The sequence below is a fragment of the Flagellimonas hymeniacidonis genome (assembly GCF_008040165.1).
Classification (GTDB): Bacteria; Bacteroidota; Bacteroidia; order Flavobacteriales; family Flavobacteriaceae; genus Flagellimonas; species Flagellimonas hymeniacidonis.
Genome location: NZ_VRUR01000001.1, coordinates 47,555 through 69,861 on the forward strand (window position 1 = coordinate 47,555; position 22,307 = coordinate 69,861).

At 37.3% G+C, this 22,307-nt stretch carries 23 protein-coding genes; 15 read left to right on the top strand and 8 right to left on the bottom strand.

Annotation, left to right across the window (positions count from 1 at the left end):
* The first annotated feature begins 13 nt into the window (after nt 1–13).
* Together FVB32_RS00230 and FVB32_RS00235 are read left to right on the top strand one after the other, a co-directional pair.
* Nucleotides 14–1,519 carry a M20/M25/M40 family metallo-hydrolase gene (locus FVB32_RS00230; RefSeq protein ID WP_147740581.1) on the top strand — a complete coding sequence of 502 codons (1,506 nt, stop codon included), beginning with the start codon at nt 14–16 and terminating at the stop codon, nt 1,517–1,519.
* A 179-nt stretch (nt 1,520–1,698) separates the two neighbouring features.
* The gene (locus tag FVB32_RS00235) at nt 1,699–2,136 is read left to right on the top strand and encodes a LytR/AlgR family response regulator transcription factor (protein WP_147740582.1); all 438 of its coding nucleotides are present in this window, start codon (nt 1,699–1,701) and stop codon (nt 2,134–2,136) included.
* A gap of 15 nt (nt 2,137–2,151) precedes the next feature.
* Here FVB32_RS00235 and FVB32_RS00240 read toward each other — a convergent pair whose 3' ends face one another.
* The 5 genes from FVB32_RS00240 to FVB32_RS00260 form a co-directional block, all read right to left on the bottom strand.
* Nucleotides 2,152–2,823 carry a uracil-DNA glycosylase family protein gene (locus FVB32_RS00240; RefSeq protein ID WP_147740583.1) on the bottom strand — a complete coding sequence of 224 codons (672 nt, stop codon included), beginning with the start codon at nt 2,821–2,823 and terminating at the stop codon, nt 2,152–2,154.
* Between the two features lie 20 nt (nt 2,824–2,843).
* On the bottom strand, nt 2,844–5,390 hold the full coding sequence (locus FVB32_RS00245) for a phosphoenolpyruvate carboxylase (protein ID WP_147740584.1): 2,547 nt from the start codon (nt 5,388–5,390) through the stop codon (nt 2,844–2,846).
* A 149-nt stretch (nt 5,391–5,539) separates the two neighbouring features.
* On the bottom strand, nt 5,540–6,301 hold the full coding sequence (gene yaaA, locus FVB32_RS00250) for a peroxide stress protein YaaA (protein ID WP_147740585.1): 762 nt from the start codon (nt 6,299–6,301) through the stop codon (nt 5,540–5,542).
* Nucleotides 6,302–6,392: 91 nt separating this feature from the next.
* Complete coding sequence (locus FVB32_RS00255) at nt 6,393–7,418, bottom strand: RluA family pseudouridine synthase (RefSeq protein WP_147740586.1); 1,026 nt, start codon at nt 7,416–7,418, stop codon at nt 6,393–6,395.
* 2 nt (nt 7,419–7,420) lie between these two features.
* A complete protein-coding gene (locus FVB32_RS00260; protein ID WP_147740587.1) occupies nt 7,421–8,008 on the bottom strand; it encodes a PASTA domain-containing protein in 588 nt (195 codons plus the stop codon).
* A gap of 79 nt (nt 8,009–8,087) precedes the next feature.
* Here FVB32_RS00260 and FVB32_RS00265 point away from each other — a divergent pair, with 79 nt between their 5' ends.
* From FVB32_RS00265 to FVB32_RS00285, 5 genes are all read left to right on the top strand, one after another.
* Nucleotides 8,088–9,062: a D-alanine--D-alanine ligase gene (locus tag FVB32_RS00265; protein WP_147740588.1), complete on the top strand. Its 975-nt coding sequence runs from the start codon at nt 8,088–8,090 to the stop codon at nt 9,060–9,062.
* Nucleotides 9,063–9,094: 32 nt separating this feature from the next.
* On the top strand, nt 9,095–9,553 hold the full coding sequence (gene coaD, locus FVB32_RS00270; RefSeq protein ID WP_147740589.1) for a pantetheine-phosphate adenylyltransferase: 459 nt from the start codon (nt 9,095–9,097) through the stop codon (nt 9,551–9,553).
* A gap of 198 nt (nt 9,554–9,751) precedes the next feature.
* Entirely contained in the window at nt 9,752–11,593 is a 1,842-nt protein-coding gene (locus FVB32_RS00275) for a PAS domain-containing sensor histidine kinase (RefSeq protein WP_147740590.1), read from the top strand.
* Nucleotides 11,580–11,993: a response regulator gene (locus FVB32_RS00280; protein WP_147740591.1), complete on the top strand. Its 414-nt coding sequence runs from the start codon at nt 11,580–11,582 to the stop codon at nt 11,991–11,993. Before FVB32_RS00275 ends, FVB32_RS00280 begins: the two co-directional genes overlap by 14 nt.
* Before the next feature lie 70 nt (nt 11,994–12,063).
* Nucleotides 12,064–13,836 (top strand): M14 family metallopeptidase, encoded by a 1,773-nt coding sequence (locus FVB32_RS00285; protein WP_147740592.1) that lies wholly within the window; start codon nt 12,064–12,066, stop codon nt 13,834–13,836.
* Here FVB32_RS00285 and FVB32_RS00290 read toward each other — a convergent pair.
* Nucleotides 13,820–14,428 carry an NUDIX hydrolase gene (locus FVB32_RS00290; RefSeq protein ID WP_147740593.1) on the bottom strand — a complete coding sequence of 203 codons (609 nt, stop codon included), beginning with the start codon at nt 14,426–14,428 and terminating at the stop codon, nt 13,820–13,822. The genes FVB32_RS00285 and FVB32_RS00290 overlap by 17 nt on opposite strands.
* 7 nt (nt 14,429–14,435) lie before the next feature.
* Between FVB32_RS00290 and pyrE the strand changes: the two genes are divergently transcribed.
* Both pyrE and FVB32_RS00300 read left to right on the top strand, forming a co-directional pair.
* Nucleotides 14,436–15,074: an orotate phosphoribosyltransferase gene (gene pyrE, locus FVB32_RS00295; RefSeq protein WP_147740594.1), complete on the top strand. Its 639-nt coding sequence runs from the start codon at nt 14,436–14,438 to the stop codon at nt 15,072–15,074.
* 10 nt (nt 15,075–15,084) lie between these two features.
* The gene (locus FVB32_RS00300; protein WP_147740595.1) at nt 15,085–15,480 is read left to right on the top strand and encodes an SRPBCC family protein; all 396 of its coding nucleotides are present in this window, start codon (nt 15,085–15,087) and stop codon (nt 15,478–15,480) included.
* Here FVB32_RS00300 and FVB32_RS00305 read toward each other — a convergent pair.
* Nucleotides 15,477–16,220 carry a biotin--[acetyl-CoA-carboxylase] ligase gene (locus FVB32_RS00305; protein WP_246139804.1) on the bottom strand — a complete coding sequence of 248 codons (744 nt, stop codon included), beginning with the start codon at nt 16,218–16,220 and terminating at the stop codon, nt 15,477–15,479. The two genes, FVB32_RS00300 and FVB32_RS00305, sit on opposite strands and share 4 nt — an antisense overlap.
* Nucleotides 16,221–16,301: 81 nt before the next feature.
* Here FVB32_RS00305 and rsfS point away from each other — a divergent pair, with 81 nt between their 5' ends.
* The 6 genes from rsfS to FVB32_RS00335 are packed head-to-tail and all read left to right on the top strand — an operon-like array spanning nt 16,302 to nt 21,018.
* Nucleotides 16,302–16,679 (top strand): ribosome silencing factor, encoded by a 378-nt coding sequence (gene rsfS, locus FVB32_RS00310; RefSeq protein ID WP_147740596.1) that lies wholly within the window; start codon nt 16,302–16,304, stop codon nt 16,677–16,679.
* A gap of 4 nt (nt 16,680–16,683) precedes the next feature.
* Entirely contained in the window at nt 16,684–18,636 is a 1,953-nt protein-coding gene (gene ftsH / locus FVB32_RS00315; protein ID WP_147740597.1) for an ATP-dependent zinc metalloprotease FtsH, read from the top strand.
* Between the two features lie 54 nt (nt 18,637–18,690).
* Nucleotides 18,691–19,299 (top strand): LUD domain-containing protein, encoded by a 609-nt coding sequence (locus FVB32_RS00320; RefSeq protein ID WP_147740598.1) that lies wholly within the window; start codon nt 18,691–18,693, stop codon nt 19,297–19,299.
* Between the two features lie 4 nt (nt 19,300–19,303).
* Nucleotides 19,304–20,107: a phosphatidate cytidylyltransferase gene (locus FVB32_RS00325; protein ID WP_147740599.1), complete on the top strand. Its 804-nt coding sequence runs from the start codon at nt 19,304–19,306 to the stop codon at nt 20,105–20,107.
* Nucleotides 20,097–20,762 carry a phosphatidylserine decarboxylase family protein gene (locus FVB32_RS00330; RefSeq protein WP_147740600.1) on the top strand — a complete coding sequence of 222 codons (666 nt, stop codon included), beginning with the start codon at nt 20,097–20,099 and terminating at the stop codon, nt 20,760–20,762. Before FVB32_RS00325 ends, FVB32_RS00330 begins: the two co-directional genes overlap by 11 nt.
* Complete coding sequence (locus tag FVB32_RS00335; protein WP_147740601.1) at nt 20,755–21,018, top strand: acyl-CoA-binding protein; 264 nt, start codon at nt 20,755–20,757, stop codon at nt 21,016–21,018. The genes FVB32_RS00330 and FVB32_RS00335 overlap by 8 nt, the downstream gene beginning before the upstream one ends.
* Here FVB32_RS00335 and FVB32_RS00340 read toward each other — a convergent pair.
* Nucleotides 21,015–22,283 (bottom strand): sterol desaturase family protein, encoded by a 1,269-nt coding sequence (locus FVB32_RS00340; protein ID WP_147740602.1) that lies wholly within the window; start codon nt 22,281–22,283, stop codon nt 21,015–21,017. The two genes, FVB32_RS00335 and FVB32_RS00340, sit on opposite strands and share 4 nt — an antisense overlap.
* Nucleotides 22,284–22,307 lie beyond the last annotated feature (24 nt).

The window sequence follows — 22,307 nt, forward strand, 5'->3', positions numbered from 1 at the left end:
CAAATTCAATAGAATGTTCACAATCAAAAAATTTGTATTTCTAGTAGCTCTAATTTCTTGTTTTTCAATTTTTTCACAGAATTCTACGGCAATAAAATCTGAGGTGGCTGATGCTATAAACGAACTAAAAGATTTTGTTTCCATCCCTAATGATGCCCTTAATGCCGAAGATATAGACGACAATATCTTTTGGTTAAAGAAAAAGTTTGGTAAGCGTGGGTTCAACACAACAGTTTTGGAAACCGAGAATTTACCGTTATTTTTTGCCGCATTGCCCATGAACGACTCCAAGCCAACAATGCTTATCTACATGCATTTAGATGGTCAATCAGTAGACGCTTCAAAATGGGATCAACCCAATCCGTACGAAACTGTATTGAAAAAACCAGTTGATAATGGTTATGAAACCATTTCCTTTGATGCTCTGGATGATGACCTTAACTACGATTGGAGATTATTCGGTCGTTCAACCTCTGATGATAAAGGACCAATCGTCATGTTTTTGAATGCGATTGACTTGCTTAAAAAAGATGGTAAAGAGCTTCCTTTCAATGTTAAAGTAATTTTGGATGGTGAGGAAGAAAAGAGTAGCAAACCCTTACCCAAAGCGGTAAAGCAATATAGAGAGTTGCTTGAAGCTGATTTTTTGGTCATCAACGATGGGCCAGTTCATCCTTCTGGCAATCCAACCGTTACATATGGTTGTCGTGGTATCACTTCGTTGACCTTAACCACTTATGGTCCAATAACGCCCCAGCACAGCGGGCATTATGGCAACTACGCACCAAATCCTGGGTTTCAACTTGCACAATTGTTGGCAGGTATGAAGGATAAAGAAGGGCGTGTAATCATTCCAGGGTACTATGATGGAATTTCCTTGGATGATACCGTTCAAGACGTTTTAAAGAGTGTGCCTGATAGTGATTCCGACATTGCAGAAAAACTTCAATTTAAATCTGCTGAAAAGGTCGGAAGCTTTTACCAAGAAGCTTTGCAATATCCTTCTTTGAATATTAGAGGATTGGGTTCTGGTTGGGTCGGAAAAAAAGCACGAACCATAGTACCAGAAAGTGCAACAGCTGAACTTGATTTGCGTTTGGTCCCAGAAAGTGATGGAACACGATTAAAGAAACTGGTGAAAGACCATATTGCCAAACAAGGATTCCATGTTTTAGATCATATCCCATCCAAAGAAGAACGCATGACCCATGATAAAATCATAACGATTACAGAAGGTAGTGTTACTGATGCTTTCCGCACCAACTTGGACAATTCCTATGGAAACTTCCTGGTGGAGACATTAGAATCTGCTTTTGAAAAAGATGTAGTCCGGATTCGTATTATGGGAGGTACCGTGCCTATTGCTCCTTTTATCAATGAATTAAAAATACCTGCGTTTATTGTTCCCATGGTAAATGCGGACAATAACCAACATAGTCCTAACGAGAATTTAAAAATTGGTCAGTTGGCTTATGGGATTAGAGCATTTTACAGCATTCTCTCCACACCGAATGATTAATCAAAGACACTTATGGGTCTATCCATAAACCGCAATTAACTTCGATATACAAAAACGTAGTTTAAGGAAAAATGCCAGAAATCATGATTTCACCTGTGTAAAACCGTAGTACATCTCCATTTTTCCAATTAAACATGTAGGTAAATATAACTTTGATATACAATTTATACCTACTAATAATGAAGTATACTACGCTTGTCATTGACGATTCCTCAATTCAGCGTTTGGCAACCACCGTATTGGTCAAAAACCATCCAGACTTGAAATTAATTGGTTCTTACCAGAATCCATATTGCGGTATAAAAGCTGTTTATGATGAAAAAGTGGATATTGTCTTTTTGGATGTTCTAATGGAACACGTTGATGCTTTTGAGCTTCTTGACAATATTGAAATAAACGCTGCAATAATTATGAATTCAACATGGTCCGATTTCGCTGCCAAAGCCTTTGAGTATGGCATTGATGATTTTTTGATGAAGCCTATGCCTAAAAAAAGATTCAATATTGCCGTGGATAAAATCATAAAACAAATAGAGCAAAGAAAAGTAGTTCCTCCAAAAGTATATTTGCTTTCAGAAGTACTTTCTACATTCAAGGAAGCCACCATTAAAAAGTGATGTTGGTCGCCTCTATTATCCCATAAAAAACTCTTTATACTGCATTACCCTAAAATCCAATGTGTTGAAGTTTGGATTTTCGATTTTTAAGTCTTTATATGCTTGCAGGCTTCCTACAGCCCTATTGGCTGCACCGGACGGGGCAGTTAAGGAAACCGTTTTTAATGTTCGCCCATCCAATATAAGTTGATGTATTCTTGGAACAATATCAGACACCACATCCAATCGCAATCCTTTTTCTTTCAATAGTTTTCTAAAAAAATATTCAGGTCCATTTTTACTATTGCCACCCATAAACAATAGGGTATCTATTTTAGGGTAATCCTTGAGATAGCCCAACATATTGCGAAGCTTCACATTTTGCATTCCCAAATCAGATGCATCAATTTTATTTCGTTCTGCACTACCCACAATATCGCAAACCCCAATCTTGTGTTTTAATAAAAAGTTTTTCCTTTGGTCAGCAGCTTCTTTTGTGGTTTCATATTTTAGATTCAAATCAAAAAGACGATTTAGAATGGGCCAAAGCATGCCATTGCGACTGCCATAACAGAAATCCACATCATCATGTTTTAATTCACCAGTAGTGAATCGTGGTGGTGGCAAAGTACCTACTATCAGTTTTGTCGCTTCTGGAAACAGAAAGGGTTTGTAGGGGTGGGTATGAATAAATGGCTTTGAACTCACGATTTGAATACAACCTCTTTTTAAGCCGAATTTCTACTTGCATTAATATTTCCGTACAATGACCTTGTCACTATTTTCTCGTACAATTCCTTGTATTCCGAATTCTGGGTAATATGGTATAATGCATTCTGTTGAATTACAAGCAAGGGAAGAACGATTTTTTCCCGAATCTTTACAGATTCCCTTGAAACCGCCTCATCCTCCATCAAAATTTTTAGTCCCGAAATCTGTAATAACATTTCTTTGGACAATTGGTATTCTTGATTTAGTATGCTCCAGAACTCACCAAACTCTTCATCATCTTTCATGTAACTGGTCAAATCAAAATTGGTTTTTGCCAATGACATCATGCTATTCAACATTAATGCTTTAAAGAAAGGAACATCTTTATATAGTTTTTTAAGCTCACTTAATCTACCCTCATCCTTCAGCTTTTTCATGGCTGACCCCAAACCAAAATATCCGGGTACGTTCTGTTTTAACTGGCTCCACGACCCCACAAAGGAAATGGCCCGTAAATCTGAAAGCTCTAGCTGTTTTTTATTTCCCCTTTTACCTGGTCGACTTCCAATATTGGCTTTGGTATAGTACTTTAAGGTACTACGATGCTCTAAATATGGGATGAATTTCTCATGCTGTTTAAGGGTGTCATATTTTTCAAAACTTAAGTCTGAAAGTTCTTCAATTAATTTTCTTTGGGCTGATGAAATAACGTGTTCTTTTCCAAACAGATTATTACTAAGACCTGCGGTTAGTAATTGCTCTGAATTATGCATAAACTGCTGTTTAGTACCGTAGGTACTAGTAATGGTCTGGCCTTGAATGGTCAATTGTATTTCGTGATTGGCCACATCTTTTGTCTGTGCAGCATAAAATCTATGTGTTTTACCACCTCCACGTGCTGGCGGCCCCCCCCTGCCATCGAAGAAAATAGCTTTGATGCCATTTTTTTTGCATACTTTACTTAGGGTTTCTTTTGTTTTTAAAATAGACCAATTTGCTTTCAAGTATCCACCGTCCTTGGTACCGTCCGAGAAGCCCAACATAATGGTGTGTACATTTTTCCTTCTTTCCAAGTGTTCTCGATAAACAGGAGTATCAAACAGCGTCTGCATTACTTCTTCAGAGGCTTCCATGCCTTTCATTGTCTCGAACAACGGAACAATATCAAAGGTAATATCGTCCTCTTTCCAGCCGCACCACTTAAACAATCCGAACACAAAAAGTACAGCATAGATATCTTCGGAATTACTAATGATATACCGGTTACATCCTTCCTCACCATTCTTTTCCTGAATCTCTTTTAATTGTTGAATATTCGCAATAGTATCTTTTACAATTCCCTCTTCAAAATCTTCTGGTTTTAGTTGAAGATCCTTTTCCAATAACCATTGTGTTAAATCAGCGTCCTTTAATTCTTCAAGGTTTTCTTTTATAGCTCCTTTCTGCTTTAAAATGGTTTCCACAGCTAATTTGTGCTTGCTATGATCTTGTCTAATATCCAGTGTAGCGAAATGGGTTTTAAATATGTGTACTTTATCAATAAACTGATCCAAATTATTCAAATACAATTCGTGATAATCTGTTATAAGTTTTTCTCTAATTTCCTCTAGTCTCCGAATGATTTCTGTATAGCTTATAACGGCCTTGGAATCAAACATGGCCTTGTACAACTTGTTGCTCAACCCATTTAAGTCGTCCTGTAAATTTTTGAAAGTCAATTTTTTACGTAACGATTTAAGCTCATTGTAGTAGCACTTCATTAATGTAAGACGAAGTTCATCTGCCACTTTTTTGGTAATCTCCGCAGTTACAAAAGGATTTCCATCGCGATCACCACCTGGCCAGAATCCCAGTTTAATAATGTTATAATTATCAAAGGCTTCATCACGAATATTGCTTTTCACATATTGAAAAAGTTCACCAACCGCATCGTAATAGGTGTTTCTTAAGATATAAATGATGTTTTTGGCCTCATCCAAAGGAGTTGGTTTTTTGGCATTTACCAGAGAGGTAAGCCCCAACTGCTGTAAAGTAAGGTCTATGTGATGAATCCTATCATCATCTATAAGTTCCCTTAATTCCGCGATTATGTCAAGGACCGCAGGTGTATAAAATTGCGTGGGATGCGCAGTAAGTACAATTCTGGCGCTAAAAGTGGAAAGCTGTTTGGATATGTTATCCCAGCTTTTGGTGCTATTCACCAGTTCAAAATAGTCCTTGATGGAAAGTGAATTGGTGTATTCTTGCAATTTTGGAAATGCGGAATCTTCAACACTATCATACAAGACCACTTGCCGTTCTACATATTGAATGATTCGGAACATAAAATCCAATCGTTCTCGCTCATCTTTTATATCTACAAAATTGGTAAAGAAGGTTTCTAAAATTTCCTGAGGGTTTTTACCTGCTTCCAGTCCTTTCTCGCATTGATCGAATAAAAGAGGCACAAGCATCCCAACATTTTCAATATTTCTATAAGGTAGATTTAAAAAAAGGCTGTTATAAATATTGAACTTATTAGTAACAAATTTTTTAAACTCTTCTAGACGTCTAGATTGCTGCATGGTGGTTCTTTTAGTTTTTTAGTGACTAGATAAGTCTTCAAAGATCGTGATAAAAGCTAAATCTATAGCAGTATTTTATCTACATCACAATTTAAAGCACAAGGGGTGCAAACCTAACAGCTTTTTAATAAAAGACCGTTAATTAAAGGTTATCTAATAAAAACGGGTTGGTTTTCTTTTAAAGTGTGTTCTGCGCTATACACGTAATTGTCATAGTCAAAACCTTTAATGTCAGCCATCGTTTTCGCATCGGTATCCAAAATATAACGTACCATGGAACCACGTGCCTTTTTGGCAAAAAAGCTGATAACTTTTAGTTTGTCATTTTTCCAGTCCTTAAAGATTGGGGTAATCACTGGTACTTTGAGTGTTTTTTCATCCACGGCGCCAAAGTATTCATTACTGGCCAAATTGATAAACAGCTCATCATCTTGTAGTTCTTCGTTTAAATGTGCTGTTAATTGCTTTTTCCAAAACTCGTATAGGTTTTTCTTTCGAGCTACTTTTAATTGGGTTCCCATTTCTAAGCGATACGGTTGAATTAAATCCAGAGGCTTCAAAATACCGTAAAGTCCAGATAATATTCGAAGTGTTTCTTGAAGCTTATCCAGTTTGTTTTCTGGAATGGTATAAGCATCGAGGCCTTGATATACATCCCCATTGAATGAAAATACCGCCGGTCTTGCATTTTCTGGCGTAAATGGTGTTGAAAATTGCTGATTTCTTTGCCAATTAAGCTGTGCCAAATTATCTGAAATGGACATCAACTTAGATAAGGCCTTTGGTTTTTTCTTTGCCAAAACCGTATTCAATTTAATAGATTGATCTAAGAACTGGGGCTGACTGTATTGTGATGTAGGCAATGCCGTTTCAAAATCAAGGGATTTGGCAGGAGAAATTACAATTTTCATGAAAACTAATTTTTAGTAAAAATAGCAATGAAATTGGTTTTTTTGCATATACCACAAAAGGTGTTTTCAATCTAAGGATTGATGAAACCTATTATTCGCTATGCTTTGCATAATTCCGCCATTTTTCGATACAATGGACCATATCTTCTGGTAATTCGGAATCAAATCGCATAAACTCGCCAGTTGTTGGATGCTCAAACCCCAAAGTCTTGGCATGTAGTGCCTGTCTGGGTAAAATTTTAAAGGCATTATCAACAAATTGTTTGTATTTGGTAAAGGTGGTACCTTTTAAAATCTTATCTCCACCATAGCGCTCATCATTGAATAACGTATGCCCAATGTATTTCATGTGCACCCGTATTTGGTGAGTTCTTCCAGTTTCAAGCTTACAGGAAACCAAGGTGACATAACCAAGTCTTTCCACTACTTTGTAATGGGTAACGGCTTCTTTTCCTTGATCACCTTCAGGAAAAACCATCATTTGCAATCTGTTTTTTGGGTTACGGGCAAGATGTCCCTCCACCGTTCCTTCCTCCTCGGAAACATTGCCCCACACCAAGGCTAAATACTCCCGTTCACTGCTTTTATCAAAAAACTGTTTTGCCAAATGTGTCATTGCGGCTTCAGTCTTTGCAATGACCAATAGACCCGAGGTGTCTTTGTCTATTCGATGCACTAGGCCAGGTCTTTCGGAACTGTTCTTTGGTAAATTCTCAAAATGATGAACCAAGGCATTAATCAATGTTCCGGAATAATTGCCATGTCCAGGGTGCACAACCATTCCTGCAGGCTTGTTGACCACCAACAACACCTCATCTTCGTATACAATATCTAATGGAATATCCTCTGGGGTAAGTAAAAATTCATACGGTGGATGTTCAAACATCACTTTTACCTCATCCCCTGCTTTTACTTTGTAATTTTGTTTTACAATGACCTCATTTACCCAAATATGACCTTGTTTGGCGGCTTGTTGAATTTTATTTCGCGTTGCATTTTCTATGAAGTTCATCAAAAATTTATCTACCCGTAACGGTTCTTGCCCTTTTGAGGCTACAAATTTGTGATGTTCAAATAAGTCGTCTTGAGAAAGTTCTGGGTTTTCAGCGGCATCCATAGTTATTCTGAATCAGCCTGAATACGAGCACTTCCGGGAATGGTCCCATTACCACAAATCAATTCAATTTTTGATGTTTTCGGTAGCTTATCACCAGGCTTAAGGTATTTTCCTTTGTGCTTCATCCTATAGACCATATCCTTGCCCAATTCATCTATATAGGTCACGCGTTGCACATCCAACCCAACAGCCCTTAACATAGAAGCTGCATTACGCTGAGTTACTTGTATAATATCTGGGACGGTAACTTTTTTATATCCAGATGGATTTACAGTAAAATAAATCTTCCTATTGGATTTTACTTTGTTTCCAGCTGGGGGATCTTGCTCCAAAATGGAAAAACGTGGATAATCTGGGTTATAATTGGAAGAATCCAACACTTGGTATCGCAATCCCGCATCCTCCACCACTTTGCGCATTTCCATAACCGACATTTTTGAAAAATCCGGAACTTCAACAAACTCACCATGATTGGTAGAGCTTTTTAACCATTGCAACACCAAAAAGCAAAAGAGAACCGCAGCCACCAACGCCAAACCCAATTGGATTAAAAAAGTCTTACTTTTTAAAAAGCTTAAAAAATGTTTCATGCGCAGTTCCTTATCTGGACAAATATAGGAAAGCCAGTCCTTTTTTCTTTACTTTGACAAAGTGATATTCGACAAACGGATGAAAAAAAATATTGCCATTATAATGGGTGGCTACTCCAGTGAGTATGAAATTTCAATAAAAAGCGGTAACGTAGTTTATCAACATTTAGATAAAACCAGATACCGTTCGTACCGCGTTATTATATCTTCAGAAAAATGGGTTTATCTCGCTAATGATGGTACTGAGTTTCCTATTGACAAATCTGATTTTAGTATTGAGATCCATAACAAAAAAGTCAATTTTGACTGTGTTTTCAACGCTATACACGGCACTCCGGGAGAGGATGGAATTCTACAGGCTTATTTTGAGTTGTTAAACATTCCACAGACATCCTGTAATCATTATCAAGCAGCATTAACTTTTAATAAAAGAGATTTACTAAGCACACTAAAACCCTATGGCATCAAGTGCGCTACGTCATACTATCTAAACTTGGGAGAGCCTATTGATGAAGATGAAATTATAAAAACAGTAGGGCTTCCCTGTTTTGTAAAGGCCAACAGAGCGGGCAGCAGTTATGGCATTTCGAAGGTTTATGAAAGAGAAAATCTGAAAGCAGCCATTGCCAATGCTTTTACAGAGGACAATGAGATCATTATAGAATCCTTTTTAGACGGAACCGAGGTTTCTGTGGGGGTTATCACTTATAACAATGAGGTCACTGTACTACCGATTACGGAAATTGTCTCAGAAAATGATTTTTTTGATTATGAAGCTAAATACCAAGGGAAATCGCAAGAAATCACCCCGGCAAGAATTACCAAAACCCAGGAGGCTAATGTCGTTAGGTGGGCAGAGTATATTTATAAAACCTTGGGATTGAAAGGGTATACACGAAGTGAGTTCATTTTTATTGAAGACATTCCATATCTTTTAGAGGTGAATACTACTCCCGGACTTACAGAAGAAAGTATTTTGCCAAAGCAAGCCAAAGCGGCAGGTATATCCCTTGAGAAATTGTTCGGCAGTGCCATTGACGAAGCATTACGATAGAAAATCTGTATTTTTAGACAAACTTTCCATTCATGAGACGTGCCATTTTCCCAGGTTCTTTTGATCCACTGACCTTAGGTCATTACGATATCATAAAAAGAGGAATTACCTTGTTTGATGAGCTTTTAATTGCCATTGGGATAAATGCAGATAAAAAATACATGTTCTCTTTAGAGGAACGTACCGATTTTATTAAAAATGCTTTCAAGGATGAACCTAAAATAAGGGTAGTAACCTATGAAGGTCTGACCGTTGATTTTTGCAAAAAAGTTGACGCTGATTTTATTTTAAGAGGGTTGAGAAATCCGGGGGATTTTGAATTTGAAAAAGCCATTGCCCACACCAACAGGCAACTATCAGAAATTGAAACAGTCTTTTTATTAACCTCTTCAGGGAAATCCTATATCAGCTCTTCCATTGTGCGGGACGTTATCAGAAATGGAGGTGATTATACGGGATTGGTGCCCAACACAGTTCGAATAAAGTCCTAGTTCCGTAGAAATTCAATAGAATTCCATTAAGCTTCATCCTAGCTATATTTCACTTTTACCCACCTATCCAACCTTACCGTTCGTCGAGGAAACAACATATTTCTGCCCATTCACAACATTAACACCCCAAACATTTAGAATACCATTATTTTAGTAAGAAATTTCGTATAATTTCAAAACCCAAATCTAACCCCCACTTTGAAAGCAACTAAAACGATCCCCCAACATTACTTGCTTAAGCAATTGCCACACCCAACCGCTCTTCTGGACCTTGAACACGCACTAGTAGATGCCTCCGATTCATGGATAGCTCTTTTTGATAAAAACCTAAACGATTGTATAGGCACCAAAATAGAAGAATTCTATAACAAGCATGAAAAGGTTTGCGGTAATAGCTTGGAGCAATGTCTTACCCAAGGCAAAACACACATCTTAAGACATAAAAAGGGAAAAGGAGCCCAAGAACAATGGTTGGAAAGCACATTTGCCCCATGGTTTGATGAAAAGGAAAATCTGTTGGGAACTGTTATCCATACAAATGACATTAGCAGTGAAATTGAAAAAGAACTAGAACTGGAAAGAGTTAAAACTCTTCTTAAAACAACATCGGAAGTAGCGTTAGTTGGCAGCTGGGAATTTGACATTGCAACAGAAAAACTGAGCTGGTGCGAAGTAACCAAAAAAATTCACGAAGTTTCTCCAGATTACGAGCCTGACGTGAATGAAGGAATAGAATTTTATAAGCAGGGATATAGTAGAAATAAAATTTCAATGCTGTTCCATAAGGCTTTGGAAGATGGTACACCTTTCAGCGAACGCTTAATCATCGTAACTAGTAAAGGAAAAGAAAAATGGGTTACTGCCGCTGGAAAACCAATTCAAAAAAATGGAAAAACAATAACGCTTTTTGGTACTTTTCAAGATATAAATGACCAGGTTCTTACCGAAATCAAAACAAAAGAAAATGAACAGTTGCTCACTACTTTGGTTGACAATCTTCCCATAAATGTCTTTATCAAAGACAGAGACTCTCGCAAAATACTGGTAAACAAATCCGAATGTGATTATCTGGGAGCAAAATCAGAAGATTTGCTGGGTAAGACCGATTTTGACCTTTACGAAAAGGATATCGCCCAAATTTCTCGAGATGAAGATTTAGAGGTCATGCGCACCCACAAACCAATGATCGGTATAGAGACCATAAACGTAAGAAAAGATGGTAGTGCCACGAACTTCTTAACCTCAAAAATTCCATTGTTAGACATTAAGGGGAAGGCCTACGGTCTTATAGGCATGAGCATGGACATTACGCACATAAAACAGAAAGAGGACCAATTGCAAGACCTGATCAATGTAACGGCCATACAAAATAAAAAGCTTATAAATTTCGCCCACATTGTCTCTCACAATTTAAGATCACATACTGCTAATTTTTCCATGCTATTGGAGTTTCTAATAAATGAGAAAGAAGAAGAGGAGAAGAAACGTATCATGAAAATGCTATCCCACGCATCTGACAATCTTTTGGATACCTTGGAAAACCTAAATGAAGTTGTAGAAATAAGTACCAATGTAAATCTGGACAAGAAATCTTTAAATCTCAACGAGTATATTCATAAAGTTCAGCAGAACCTTGCCGGTTTCTTAGTTAACAACAAAGTGGAGCTCATCAATTCTGTTCCAAAAAAGCTAACAGTGTTGAGCGTTCCGGCATATTTGGAGAGTATTATCCTAAATTTGGTGACCAACGCCGTAAAATATAGCAAGCCAAAAGAAATACCTACCATTAGCTTAAGCGCCAAAAAACAGGACAAAAATGTCATTTTTAGCGTAAGTGATAAAGGTATGGGTATTGATTTGAACAGATATGGAGGCAAAATTTTTGGAATGTACAAAACCTTTCACAACAATAAGGACGCTAGAGGACTTGGCCTATACATTATAAAGAATCAGGCCGAGGCGATGGGCGGAAATATAACGGTAAGTAGTGAAGTAAATAAAGGCACAACCTTTAAGGTGTATTTTAATGAAGAAAGTTAATAGCATATATATTATCGACGATGACCCTATAACTGTTTTCGGTATTAAAAAAATGCTGAAAACCACTGCTATTTGTCCAGATATTGAAGCTTTTGAAAATGGCAAGCTAGCCTTAGATGGTTTAAGGGAAAGAATTAAAACAGGTGCTCCCATTCCGGAGGTTATTTTTTTGGACATTAATATGCCCATAATGGACGGGTGGGAATTTTTAGAGGAAGTTGTGAATATGAATATAAAAGAAAAAATAATCATCAACGTAATAACTTCATCAATAGACCCTGCGGATTATAAGAAATGGAACCATTTTAGACTAAAGTGTTTGCATTATCTCAATTTTAAAAACAAACCGATATACAAAATCGATGACACCGATCTAAATAGAGTCAATATGGTATCTTAAGCTTATTATTGCCTATTTTTATCAAAGGAAAAGTATTTCCATTTTAATTTTCAACTAGTATACCAACATCTTGAAGTACATCGTTCTGTTTGCAATATTGACTCTTTTTCTATCCTGTGAAACCAAAACACAAGATCAGATTGCCTCATACCAAACCTATTTTGAGGTTTCCAAGGGTGAGGGCACCGCGACTTACGAGGAAACCATTGCCTTTTATATAAAATTAGCCAAGGATTTTCCCGAAATTAATATTCAGACCATTGGTGAAACAGATAGTGGTTATCCACTACATATTGTCACTTTTAATCCCGATGGGGATTTTAATTTTGAAAATGTAAGAAAAGAGAAGACGATTATTTTAATCAATAATGGCATACACCCTGGAGAAAGTGACGGAATTGATGCCACTATGTTATTGTATCGAGATCTTGCTACGGGAAAAATTTCACATCCTCAGAACACGGTTTTAGTTACCATTCCTATTTACAATATTGGTGGGGCTTTATATAGAAATTCCACCACTAGGGCAAATCAGAATGGACCAACAGCCTATGGTTTTCGCGGAAATGCCTTAAACTATGATCTCAACAGGGATTTTGTTAAAATGGACACTAAAAATGCAAGGACCTTTACTACTATTTTCCATCTGGTAAAGCCAGATATTTTCATCGACAACCACGTAAGTAATGGGGCGGATTATCAATATACACTTACCCATCTCTTTACCCAGCATAATAAATTAGGAGGGGAATTGGGCAACTATCTGCATAAAGAACTTATGCCAAAAGTTGAGGCATCCTTAGTGGAAAACGATTGGGATATTACACCCTATGTAAATGTATATAACAGACCTCCCGAATTCGGTTTTAGCCAGTTTATAGATCATCCTAGATATTCAACCGGTTATACCACGCTTTGGAGCACTTTGGGGCTAATGGTTGAAACACATATGCTAAAACCCTATAAAAAAAGGGTAGCAGGCACTCGCCAACTTATGCTAAGCATGATGTCCATAGTGGAAAAAGAACACGAAACCATTAAAAAGTTACGTCAAGAAACATTGGAAAAAAACCAAAAGCTCAATAAGTACCATTTTAATTGGCAGGTGGATACTACGCAAACCTCAAAACTACAATTTAAAGGGTATGAAGCAGATATCATCGAAAGTGAGGTAACGGGACTGGGGCGACTCAAGTATGATCAAAACAAACCTTTTACCAAGGAAACCACATACTATAATTACTATCTTCCTTTGGATACGGTTTCCGTTCCTGCCGCCTATCTTATCACACAAAGCTGGCAAAATGTAATGGAAAGATTAGATGCAAATAATATCCATTATTTTGAAATAGAGCAGGATACTACTTTAACGGTGGAATCGTATTCCATTTTGAATTATGAAACAAGGAAAGATCCTTATGAAGGGCACTATCCCCATTTTAATACTGAGGTAAATAAAAGCTTGCAAAAAGTAAGTTTTAGAGCAGGTGATCTTGTAGTGCCTACAGCACAATTGGGTATTAGATATTTAATGGAAGCTTTGGAACCCCAAGGAGCAGATTCTTTTTTTAATTGGAATTTCTTCGATACCGTATTGCAACAAAAAGAAGGGTTTTCACCATATGTTTTTGAAGATGTGGCGTTGGATATGCTTAAGAAAGATTCAGTTCTCAGGACAAATTTCTTGATGAAAAAGGAATTGGATGATGATTTTTCACAAGACTGGTATGCTCAATTGGATTGGATTTACCAACGCTCGAAACATAGAGAAAAGCCTTATTTACGATATCCCATTTATCGTATCGCCAAGAACAGCAAAGCTGCTACTATTTTGTCCAAGTAGTTGGCCATTCTTCAAAAAGAATTTTTATGTTATGGTAAGAGTTTTCTAAAGCTTTTCTCACTTTTTTGGGACTCTTCCATTTTACTTTTTCAATACCTTCCTCTTTTTGTCCAACCAACTCTCCTTTATAATCGGTAGACATGGCAAACCAATGCACTTGTTTTAATCTGTACTCTCCGTTTCTTTTAAAAACATGGTAAGTAGTTCTAAGAAACTTATCGATTTTAAGGCGTTTCACTCCCGTTTCTTCCTCCACTTCGCGCATAGCGGCCTTTTCAATGGACTCTCCTTTATCCACCTTTCCCTTGGGCAAATCCCACTTGTTGTTTCTATAAATAAATAGGATTTTACCCTTTTTATTTGTTACAAACCCACCACCAGCTACCACTACTGGGATTTTATGCATAAAAACATCAAGGATTTTTTCTTCATCTGGGTGATAAATATAGGCGGCGTTCAATCTTCCTTTGGCCAACGAATCTATCGCCATTAAAATTGAATCACCATCCAACGAAAAAAGATTTCCATTGGAATTATCCTGGCGCTCATTTGTTAAAATCAGTGGGGACTCATTAACAAAAACTTTATACATTTGCGCAATGGTTTTAGACAAGGACACTGCTAAAAAAACAGCCGAACTTCTGTTACAAATTAATGCAATTAAGTTGGAACCAGAAAATCCATTTACATGGGCTTCTGGTTGGAAATCTCCTATCTACTGTGATAACCGTATCATGCTTTCTTATCCAGAAATTCGAAATTTTGTGAAAGAAGAAATGGCCAAGCAAGTAGAAAAGCTTTATGGAAAACCAGATGTCATTGCGGGTGTGGCGACTGGTGCAATAGGTATAGGTATTATGGTGGCCGAAGTACTTGGGCTTCCATTTATATATGTGAGACCTGAGCCCAAATCGCATGGAAGGCAAAATCAAATCGAAGGTTATCTGGAATCAGGCCAAAATGTAGTTGTAATAGAAGACCTAATAAGCACTGGAAAAAGTAGCTTAAATGCTGTTAAAGCTTTACGGTCGCAACAAGCAAACGTTATGGGGATGGTAGCCATCTTCACCTATGGTTTTTCCGTGGCGACTACCAATTTTGAAGAGGACAACGTTGCGCTTAATACATTATCAGATTATGACCATTTAGTTGAGCAAGCCTCTGAAACCAATTATATAAAAGAATCCCAATTACAAACCCTGTTGCAGTGGAAATCAAATCCACAACAATGGAAATAAATATAGTAAGATGCATATAGAAGTCCCTAAAAAGAAAGTTGCCAAAAGCAGTAAAGAAGTATTTGAGTTTTTAACTGACATTAAAAATTTTGAAACCTTGATGCCTGACAACATTGACAAATTTGAAGTTTTGGACGAAAAAACCTTCAAATTTGCGCTAAAGGGAATGCCCGAAATTATTTTAAGGTTAAAAGAACAGTTTCCGCATGAGAAGGTGGTGCTAGGTGCGGCAAGTGATAAGTTGCCTTTTACCCTAACAGGAAATATAGCATCTTTAGGAGATAATGAAAGTGAGGTGGCGCTTAGTTTTGAAGGAGAGTTTAATGCCATGATGGCCATGATGATCAAAACACCCATCACTAATTTTATGGAAACTCTATCCACCAATATGGATAAAATAAGTTAATATAACAACTTTACCTCCTTAAGCCCATATTCCTTAAATACGTTATCCTCAAGTTCCAAAACCAACTTGCCATCAGAAGAGACTCCTCGGATGAAGCCCATAAAAACTTCGTCATCAACATTTTTGAAAGTAGAAGGTTTATCTTTTCTGAACAATACTTTTTCGTATGCTGGTAACATTTGAGGAACTGATTTCCCTTCAATTCCTATGAAGTAATGCCTCAGTTTTTCCAATAATCTAGTCAATAGTTCGTCAAGATCAAAGTATTGGGCAGTCAATAATTTCAAGGAACTCACTTTTTCAAGGTTTTTAAAGGAAATCTGGTTTACATTAAGACCAATACCAATGATTGAATGCTGAATTATTTTCCCCTTTAAAACGTTTTCAATTAAAATTCCACAAATTTTAGTTGAACCTGACATTATGTCGTTGGGCCATTTTACTCTTAAATCCGGTATGGATAGTTCCTTAAGAACTGCATAAACCGCCAAGGAGATACATGTGTTAAGGTTGAATTGCTGAACGACCTGAAGTGACTCAAAATTCTTTAAAACACTAAAAGTCAGGTTTTTACCATTCTCGGTCACCCATTCAGCACCCATTTGCCCCCGCCCTTTAAGCTGCTTCGCTGTAACCACAACAGTATAGTCCGCAAGCGTTTTGGAGCGCAGCAAATTCTTTAAATACAGATTTGTTGAGTCCGTGGCATCAAGTTTGATTATTGGTGATTGTTCTCTCAATGTGGTGCGTCCAATGATATGTTAAAATCTAGGGCTAAGAAAACAAAAAAAATATAACTTTGTAGAAATTAAAATTTTTGAATGCAGAAAACAAAAGCTAGCGCAGATGAACTGATTGCCTTAATTTTACATGGAATAGAAGACGTAAAAGGAGTAGATATAAATCTGCTCGATCTTAGGGAAATTGAAAATACGGTTTGCGACTACTTTATCATCTGCAATGGTACTTCCAATACGCATGTAAATGCAATTGTTTCATCAATCCAAAAAACAGTCAGTAAAGCCATACAAGATAAACCATGGCACGTTGAAGGTTCTGAAAATGCAGAATGGATTTTGATGGATTATGTTAACGTGGTAGTGCATGTATTTCAAAAACACATTAGGGAATTCTACGACATAGAAGGACTTTGGGGAGATGCCAAGGTCACCATGGTGGAGAGCAGCTACAATTCTTAAAAAAATGGCAAAAGACAACAATTCTAGTACCCCTAAGAAACCTCGTTTTAGTTCCTGGTGGATTTACGGTGTGGTAATCGCACTTATTATCGGTTTTCAATTCTTTGGAGGAAATAGTTTTTCCAGCACTGAAAAGACCACTACCTCTGAGCTACAAGAATATTTGCGAAACGGGGACATTTCAGAAATTCTTATTATCACAAATGCGAGACAAGCTAAGGTTTTCTTGACCGAAGAAGCGCTTCAAAAAGACGTGCATAAAAATGTATCGGAAAAGCCTTTTAATTTTTCGGCAGGAAAAATTCCGCAATATATATTGGATTATGGGGATCTTCAAAATTTTGAAGATGAAATAAAGAGCATTAAAAAGGAAAACAACCTAGATACCATTGTTGATTTTGATACAGAATCCAATGTTTTAGGTGAACTATTGCTCTCCTTACTCCCATTTGCATTGATTATTGGTATATGGATATACCTGATGCGAAGAATGTCAGGCGGAGGCGGAGGCGGAGCTGGAGGACAGATTTTCAATATTGGAAAGTCAAAAGCAAAACTCTTTGATGAAAAAACGGATACCAGAACATCTTTTAAAGATGTTGCAGGGCTCGAAGGCGCCAAAGAAGAAGTTCAAGAAATAGTTGAGTTCCTTAAGAACCCAGATAAATATACCTCCCTAGGTGGTAAAATCCCTAAAGGAGCGCTTCTAGTAGGCCCTCCAGGAACAGGTAAAACCCTTTTGGCCAAAGCAGTTGCCGGTGAAGCCAAAGTTCCTTTCTTTTCATTGTCGGGTTCAGATTTTGTGGAGATGTTTGTAGGTGTTGGGGCTTCAAGGGTACGTGACCTTTTTAAGCAAGCAAAAGACAAATCTCCTGCAATAATCTTTATAGATGAAATCGATGCGATAGGTCGAGCAAGAGGGAAAAATAATTTCACAGGTTCCAATGATGAACGTGAAAACACCTTGAATCAACTACTTACAGAAATGGACGGTTTTGGCACAAATACTAATGTTATTGTATTAGCTGCCACCAACCGTGCAGATGTATTGGACAAGGCATTGATGCGGGCAGGTCGTTTTGACCGTCAAATTTATGTTGACCTTCCAGACATAAGAGAACGAAAAGAAATCTTTGAGGTTCACCTCCGTCCTATTAAAACTGCAGAAACACTCGATTTAGATTTTCTCGCCAAGCAAACTCCTGGTTTCTCAGGAGCGGATATTGCCAATGTTTGTAACGAAGCTGCCTTAATAGCTGCCCGTAAAGAAAAGAAAGCAGTAAACAAACAAGATTTCTTGGATGCTGTTGATAGAATTGTAGGTGGTCTTGAAAAGAAAAACAAAATTATAACCGTAGAGGAGAAAAAAACCATAGCATATCATGAAGCCGGCCACGCAACGGTTAGCTGGATGCTAGAGCATGCCGCACCTTTGGTAAAGGTTACCATTGTACCAAGGGGGCAATCTTTGGGTGCTGCTTGGTATTTACCAGAAGAACGCCTAATTGTACGTCCAGAACAAATGTTGGATGAGATGTGCGCCACTATGGGCGGTAGAGCTGCAGAACGGGTGATATTTGATAAAATTTCTACAGGTGCTTTAAGCGATTTGGAAAAAGTGACCAAGCAGGCAAGGGCCATGGTGACCATTTACGGACTTAATGAAGAACTCGGAAATATCACATATTATGATTCATCGGGCAATAACGAATATGGTTTTACCAAGCCATATAGTGAGGAAACAGCTCAAAAAATAGATGAAGAAATATCAAAAATCATAGAAGAACAATATCAGCGTGCTATACAACTTTTAGCCGATAATAAGGATAAACTTACAGAGCTTGCGGATAGGCTTTTAGAAAAAGAGGTTATCTTTAAAGATGATTTACAAAAGATTTTTGGAAAAAGACCGTTCGAAAAAGAAGAATTGGAAGCTGAGACTGAGCCGGCAGAATAAATTGGTTTTTAATTCATATTATTTTAGATTGACTAATTGTTCTTGATACCATAAATGGGAATTTTTGACAAGCTTTTTGGTGGTGGCAAAAAGGTTTCCAAGGAAACTGTGGAAACCCGTGGCGATCATATGCCTGATTTAAAAATACCTGTGGATGAGAAATTCACCATTTACTTCAAAAAAAATGGAGGCAAGTTCATTTATTGTGAAGATGATTCCGAAGTATCCGATGCCCTACACAGCATAATTTCTGAAAATGATTGGCAAAGCCATCTATTCTATACCCTTGATCAACGATTGCAGAGTCGATTTTCATCAGAAAAAATTGATTTCACCGGAAATCGCAAGGAAAGTGACATTTTCTTTACCACCTGCGAGCACTTAATAGCTCATAATGGTTCAATTTTGGTCTGTTCTAACCAAATCAAAGAAAAAAAACTGGACGAACTTCCTTCTAATTTAATTGTATTTGCAACCACAAGCCAATTGGTAGACTCAATTAGCGAAGCACTTAAGGTGATAAAAGAAAAGTACAGAAAAAATATCCCCAATAATATTACCACCTTAAAGCACTTTCAACCCACTCCAGAAAACAAAAATGATTTCTTATCCTACGGAAGTGCTTCAAAAAATGTATATCTTTTACTGCTAGAAGACTACTAACCTCATGAAAGAAATTCTAAGGCGCTCTATTACAGGGGTAATCTATGTTGTACTCCTGTTGGGTTCCGTGTTTTTGAGTTCAGATGCCTTTGATTTTCTCTTTATGGCATTTGGGCTTGCCTGCCTATATGAGTTTAAAAGAATAGTCCGTCTAAAAACCTATTATATTTACATTGCCTATCTGGGCCTGTGGTGGGTTTTTATTTATCTCACCAACGACATAAGATTGATTACGGTTTTAATGTTGCTTACCATTACCGTAGACCTCGCACTTTTGGTGTTTCTCTTTTCCAAAAAAGCAAAGCACTTTAATGATCTTCAAAAATTCATTATTGCTGTATTTTATATTGGAGGTGGCTGTATGTTCTTGACCATGATTCCTTACAAACAGAATAATTTTGCCAAATTTCTTATCATGGGCATTTTTATTTTAATATGGGTCAATGATACATTTGCTTATTTGGTAGGGCGGTCAATTGGGCGTACCAAACTTTTTCCAGCAGTTTCTCCTAAAAAAACAGTTGAAGGTTCTTTTGGAGGTCTTATTTTTGCATTGGTAGCGGCATTTGTTTTATCAAAGTACGAAACTAGTTTATCGCTCATGCAATGGATGATTCTTGCCACTGTAATTGTAATTGCAGGTAGTCTTGGTGATTTGCTGGAATCAAAATTTAAACGGGTAGCCGATGTAAAGGACAGCGGTGCAATTTTGCCCGGGCATGGCGGTGTTTGGGATAGATTGGATAGTTTGGTTTTTGCAGCTCCATTTGCATATTTAGTACTTAATTTATTTTCTTATGTTTCATAAAGAGGGCCAAAAGATTATTATTACCACCTTTTTCATTGTAGTGGCTATTGTCCTTGCCGCACATTTTTACGTGGATTTAGCATGGCTTCGGATTTCAATTCAAGTCTTAGCATTAATTCTATTAATCTTGATATTGCAATTTTTCCGAAATCCAAAGAGACTGGTTACACCTAATTTTGATGAAGTCTTGGCTCCTGTAGATGGTAAGGTTGTGGTGATAGAAGAAGTAGAAGAGTCTGAGTATTTTAAAGATAAGCGCAAACAGGTTTCTATTTTTATGTCTCCTTTAAATGTGCACGTAACACGATACGCAGTAAGCGGAACAGTTACCTATTCAAAATACCATCCAGGAAAGTATTTAGTGGCTTGGCATCCGAAATCAAGTACTGAAAATGAACGAACCACCGTAGTGTTACACACTCCCAAGTTTGGGGAAATTGGGTATCGCCAAATAGCTGGAGCCTTAGCCAGGCGAATTGTAAACTACGCTGAGGAAGGTGAACAAGTGGCTCAGGGACAAGATGCCGGATTTATCAAATTTGGCTCTAGAGTTGATTTATTTTTACCGTTGGATTGTGATATAGCGGTTAAACTGAACCAAAAGGTTGTAGGAGCCAAAACATGTATTGCATCTTTTAGAAAGCAAGATGATTAATGAGGAATTATATGATAGGTTTGATGAGGCAGTAGCATTTTTAAATAGCTACACAGAACCTCTACCTGCAGATCTTCTACTTAAATTGTATGCCTATTTTAAAATAGCCAATAAAAATTACAACAACCCTGGAAGCAAAACCCCTTTGATCAATGCTTTTAAAGCAAATGCGTTAATCCAGGCTCAGAATATTAGCATTGAAGAAGCTATGCAAAGCTACATTGATTTGGTAGACAAGGAGGTGAAAAAAACTTAGGATGCTGGATTTGAAGTTTTTTCATTCTTTTCACCATAGGCAAAATATACACCTCCAAATATGGTGATTAGAAAATAGACTCCTACCAAATAGCTTCCCATTTCCATATAAGCATTTAACCCAAACCAGTCATTGGTTACGTAAATCAACACCAATCCTGCAATGCTTCGAAAAATCTCTATCCAAACTGCATATTTTTTTTTGTCCATCAAACTGGTATAGCCGTAAATACCAATAAAAATATATGCCCCAAAGAGAAGTAAGCCGTTAAAACCTATCTCAGCATAATTATAGAACATAAAAAGCATTAAGGTAGTAGTTGCCAATAACTGAAAAATAACATATCCTTTTAATGCTTTGGAAGTTTGTGGTTTATACTTTTTAAAATTGTAGACATCTTCGATGATGCTTACCGGATATTTTTCCTTGATATCCTCTGGTCTCCACCCTGTCGGCATAAACCAAATTCTCAGCTTATCCCAATAGTTATTAGTACGCCAAGCATCTTGTATTAGTCGCCATATGTGTTGAAAATTAATCAGAATTGGGTTCCATGTATTCGCTGGTTTTAAAACACCATACTGCGGCGGTACTTCTTCCAGTTCTTCTTGAAAGGTGCCAAACATTCTATCCCAAACACAAAATATCTGTCCCAAATTCTTATCAATGTATTCAGGGTTGATAGCATGATGTACCCGATGTTGTGAGGGAGTAACGATAACATATTCCAACCAACCCATTTTTCCAATGTGCCTGGTATGATACCAAAACTGGGCAAAAAGGTGTATTGGTCCCAAAATGGCAATTACTTTATGCGGCACTCCTAATAAAGCAGCAGGAATAAGCAGAATGGGGAAGTATCCCAATAAATTAGAAATGGACTGACGCAATGCACAAGCCAAATTAAACTCTTCGCTGCTATGGTGAATAACATGTTGGTTCCAAAAAAAATTGATATGGTGACTAAGACGATGGTTCCAATAGCCTGCGAAATCCAATATCACAAAAGCCAAAAGCCAAACCAACCACGTTGTTTTTATTTCAGTTAAAGCCAAATACTCCAACAGAAAAGGGTAGGTAACGATAATGACCCCAAGACCGAGGGAATCTTTTACAACATTGGTAAGTCCAGAGCTTAAACTGCTAACAGTATCCATAACATTATGCATCTGTTTTTTAACAAAATGCCCGTAAAACACTTCAAAAAGCACTAGAAGGATGAAGAATGGAGTAGCATATAATAATGCGGTAGCGTAGGATTCCATGTCTTAAATATATAAAATCCAATT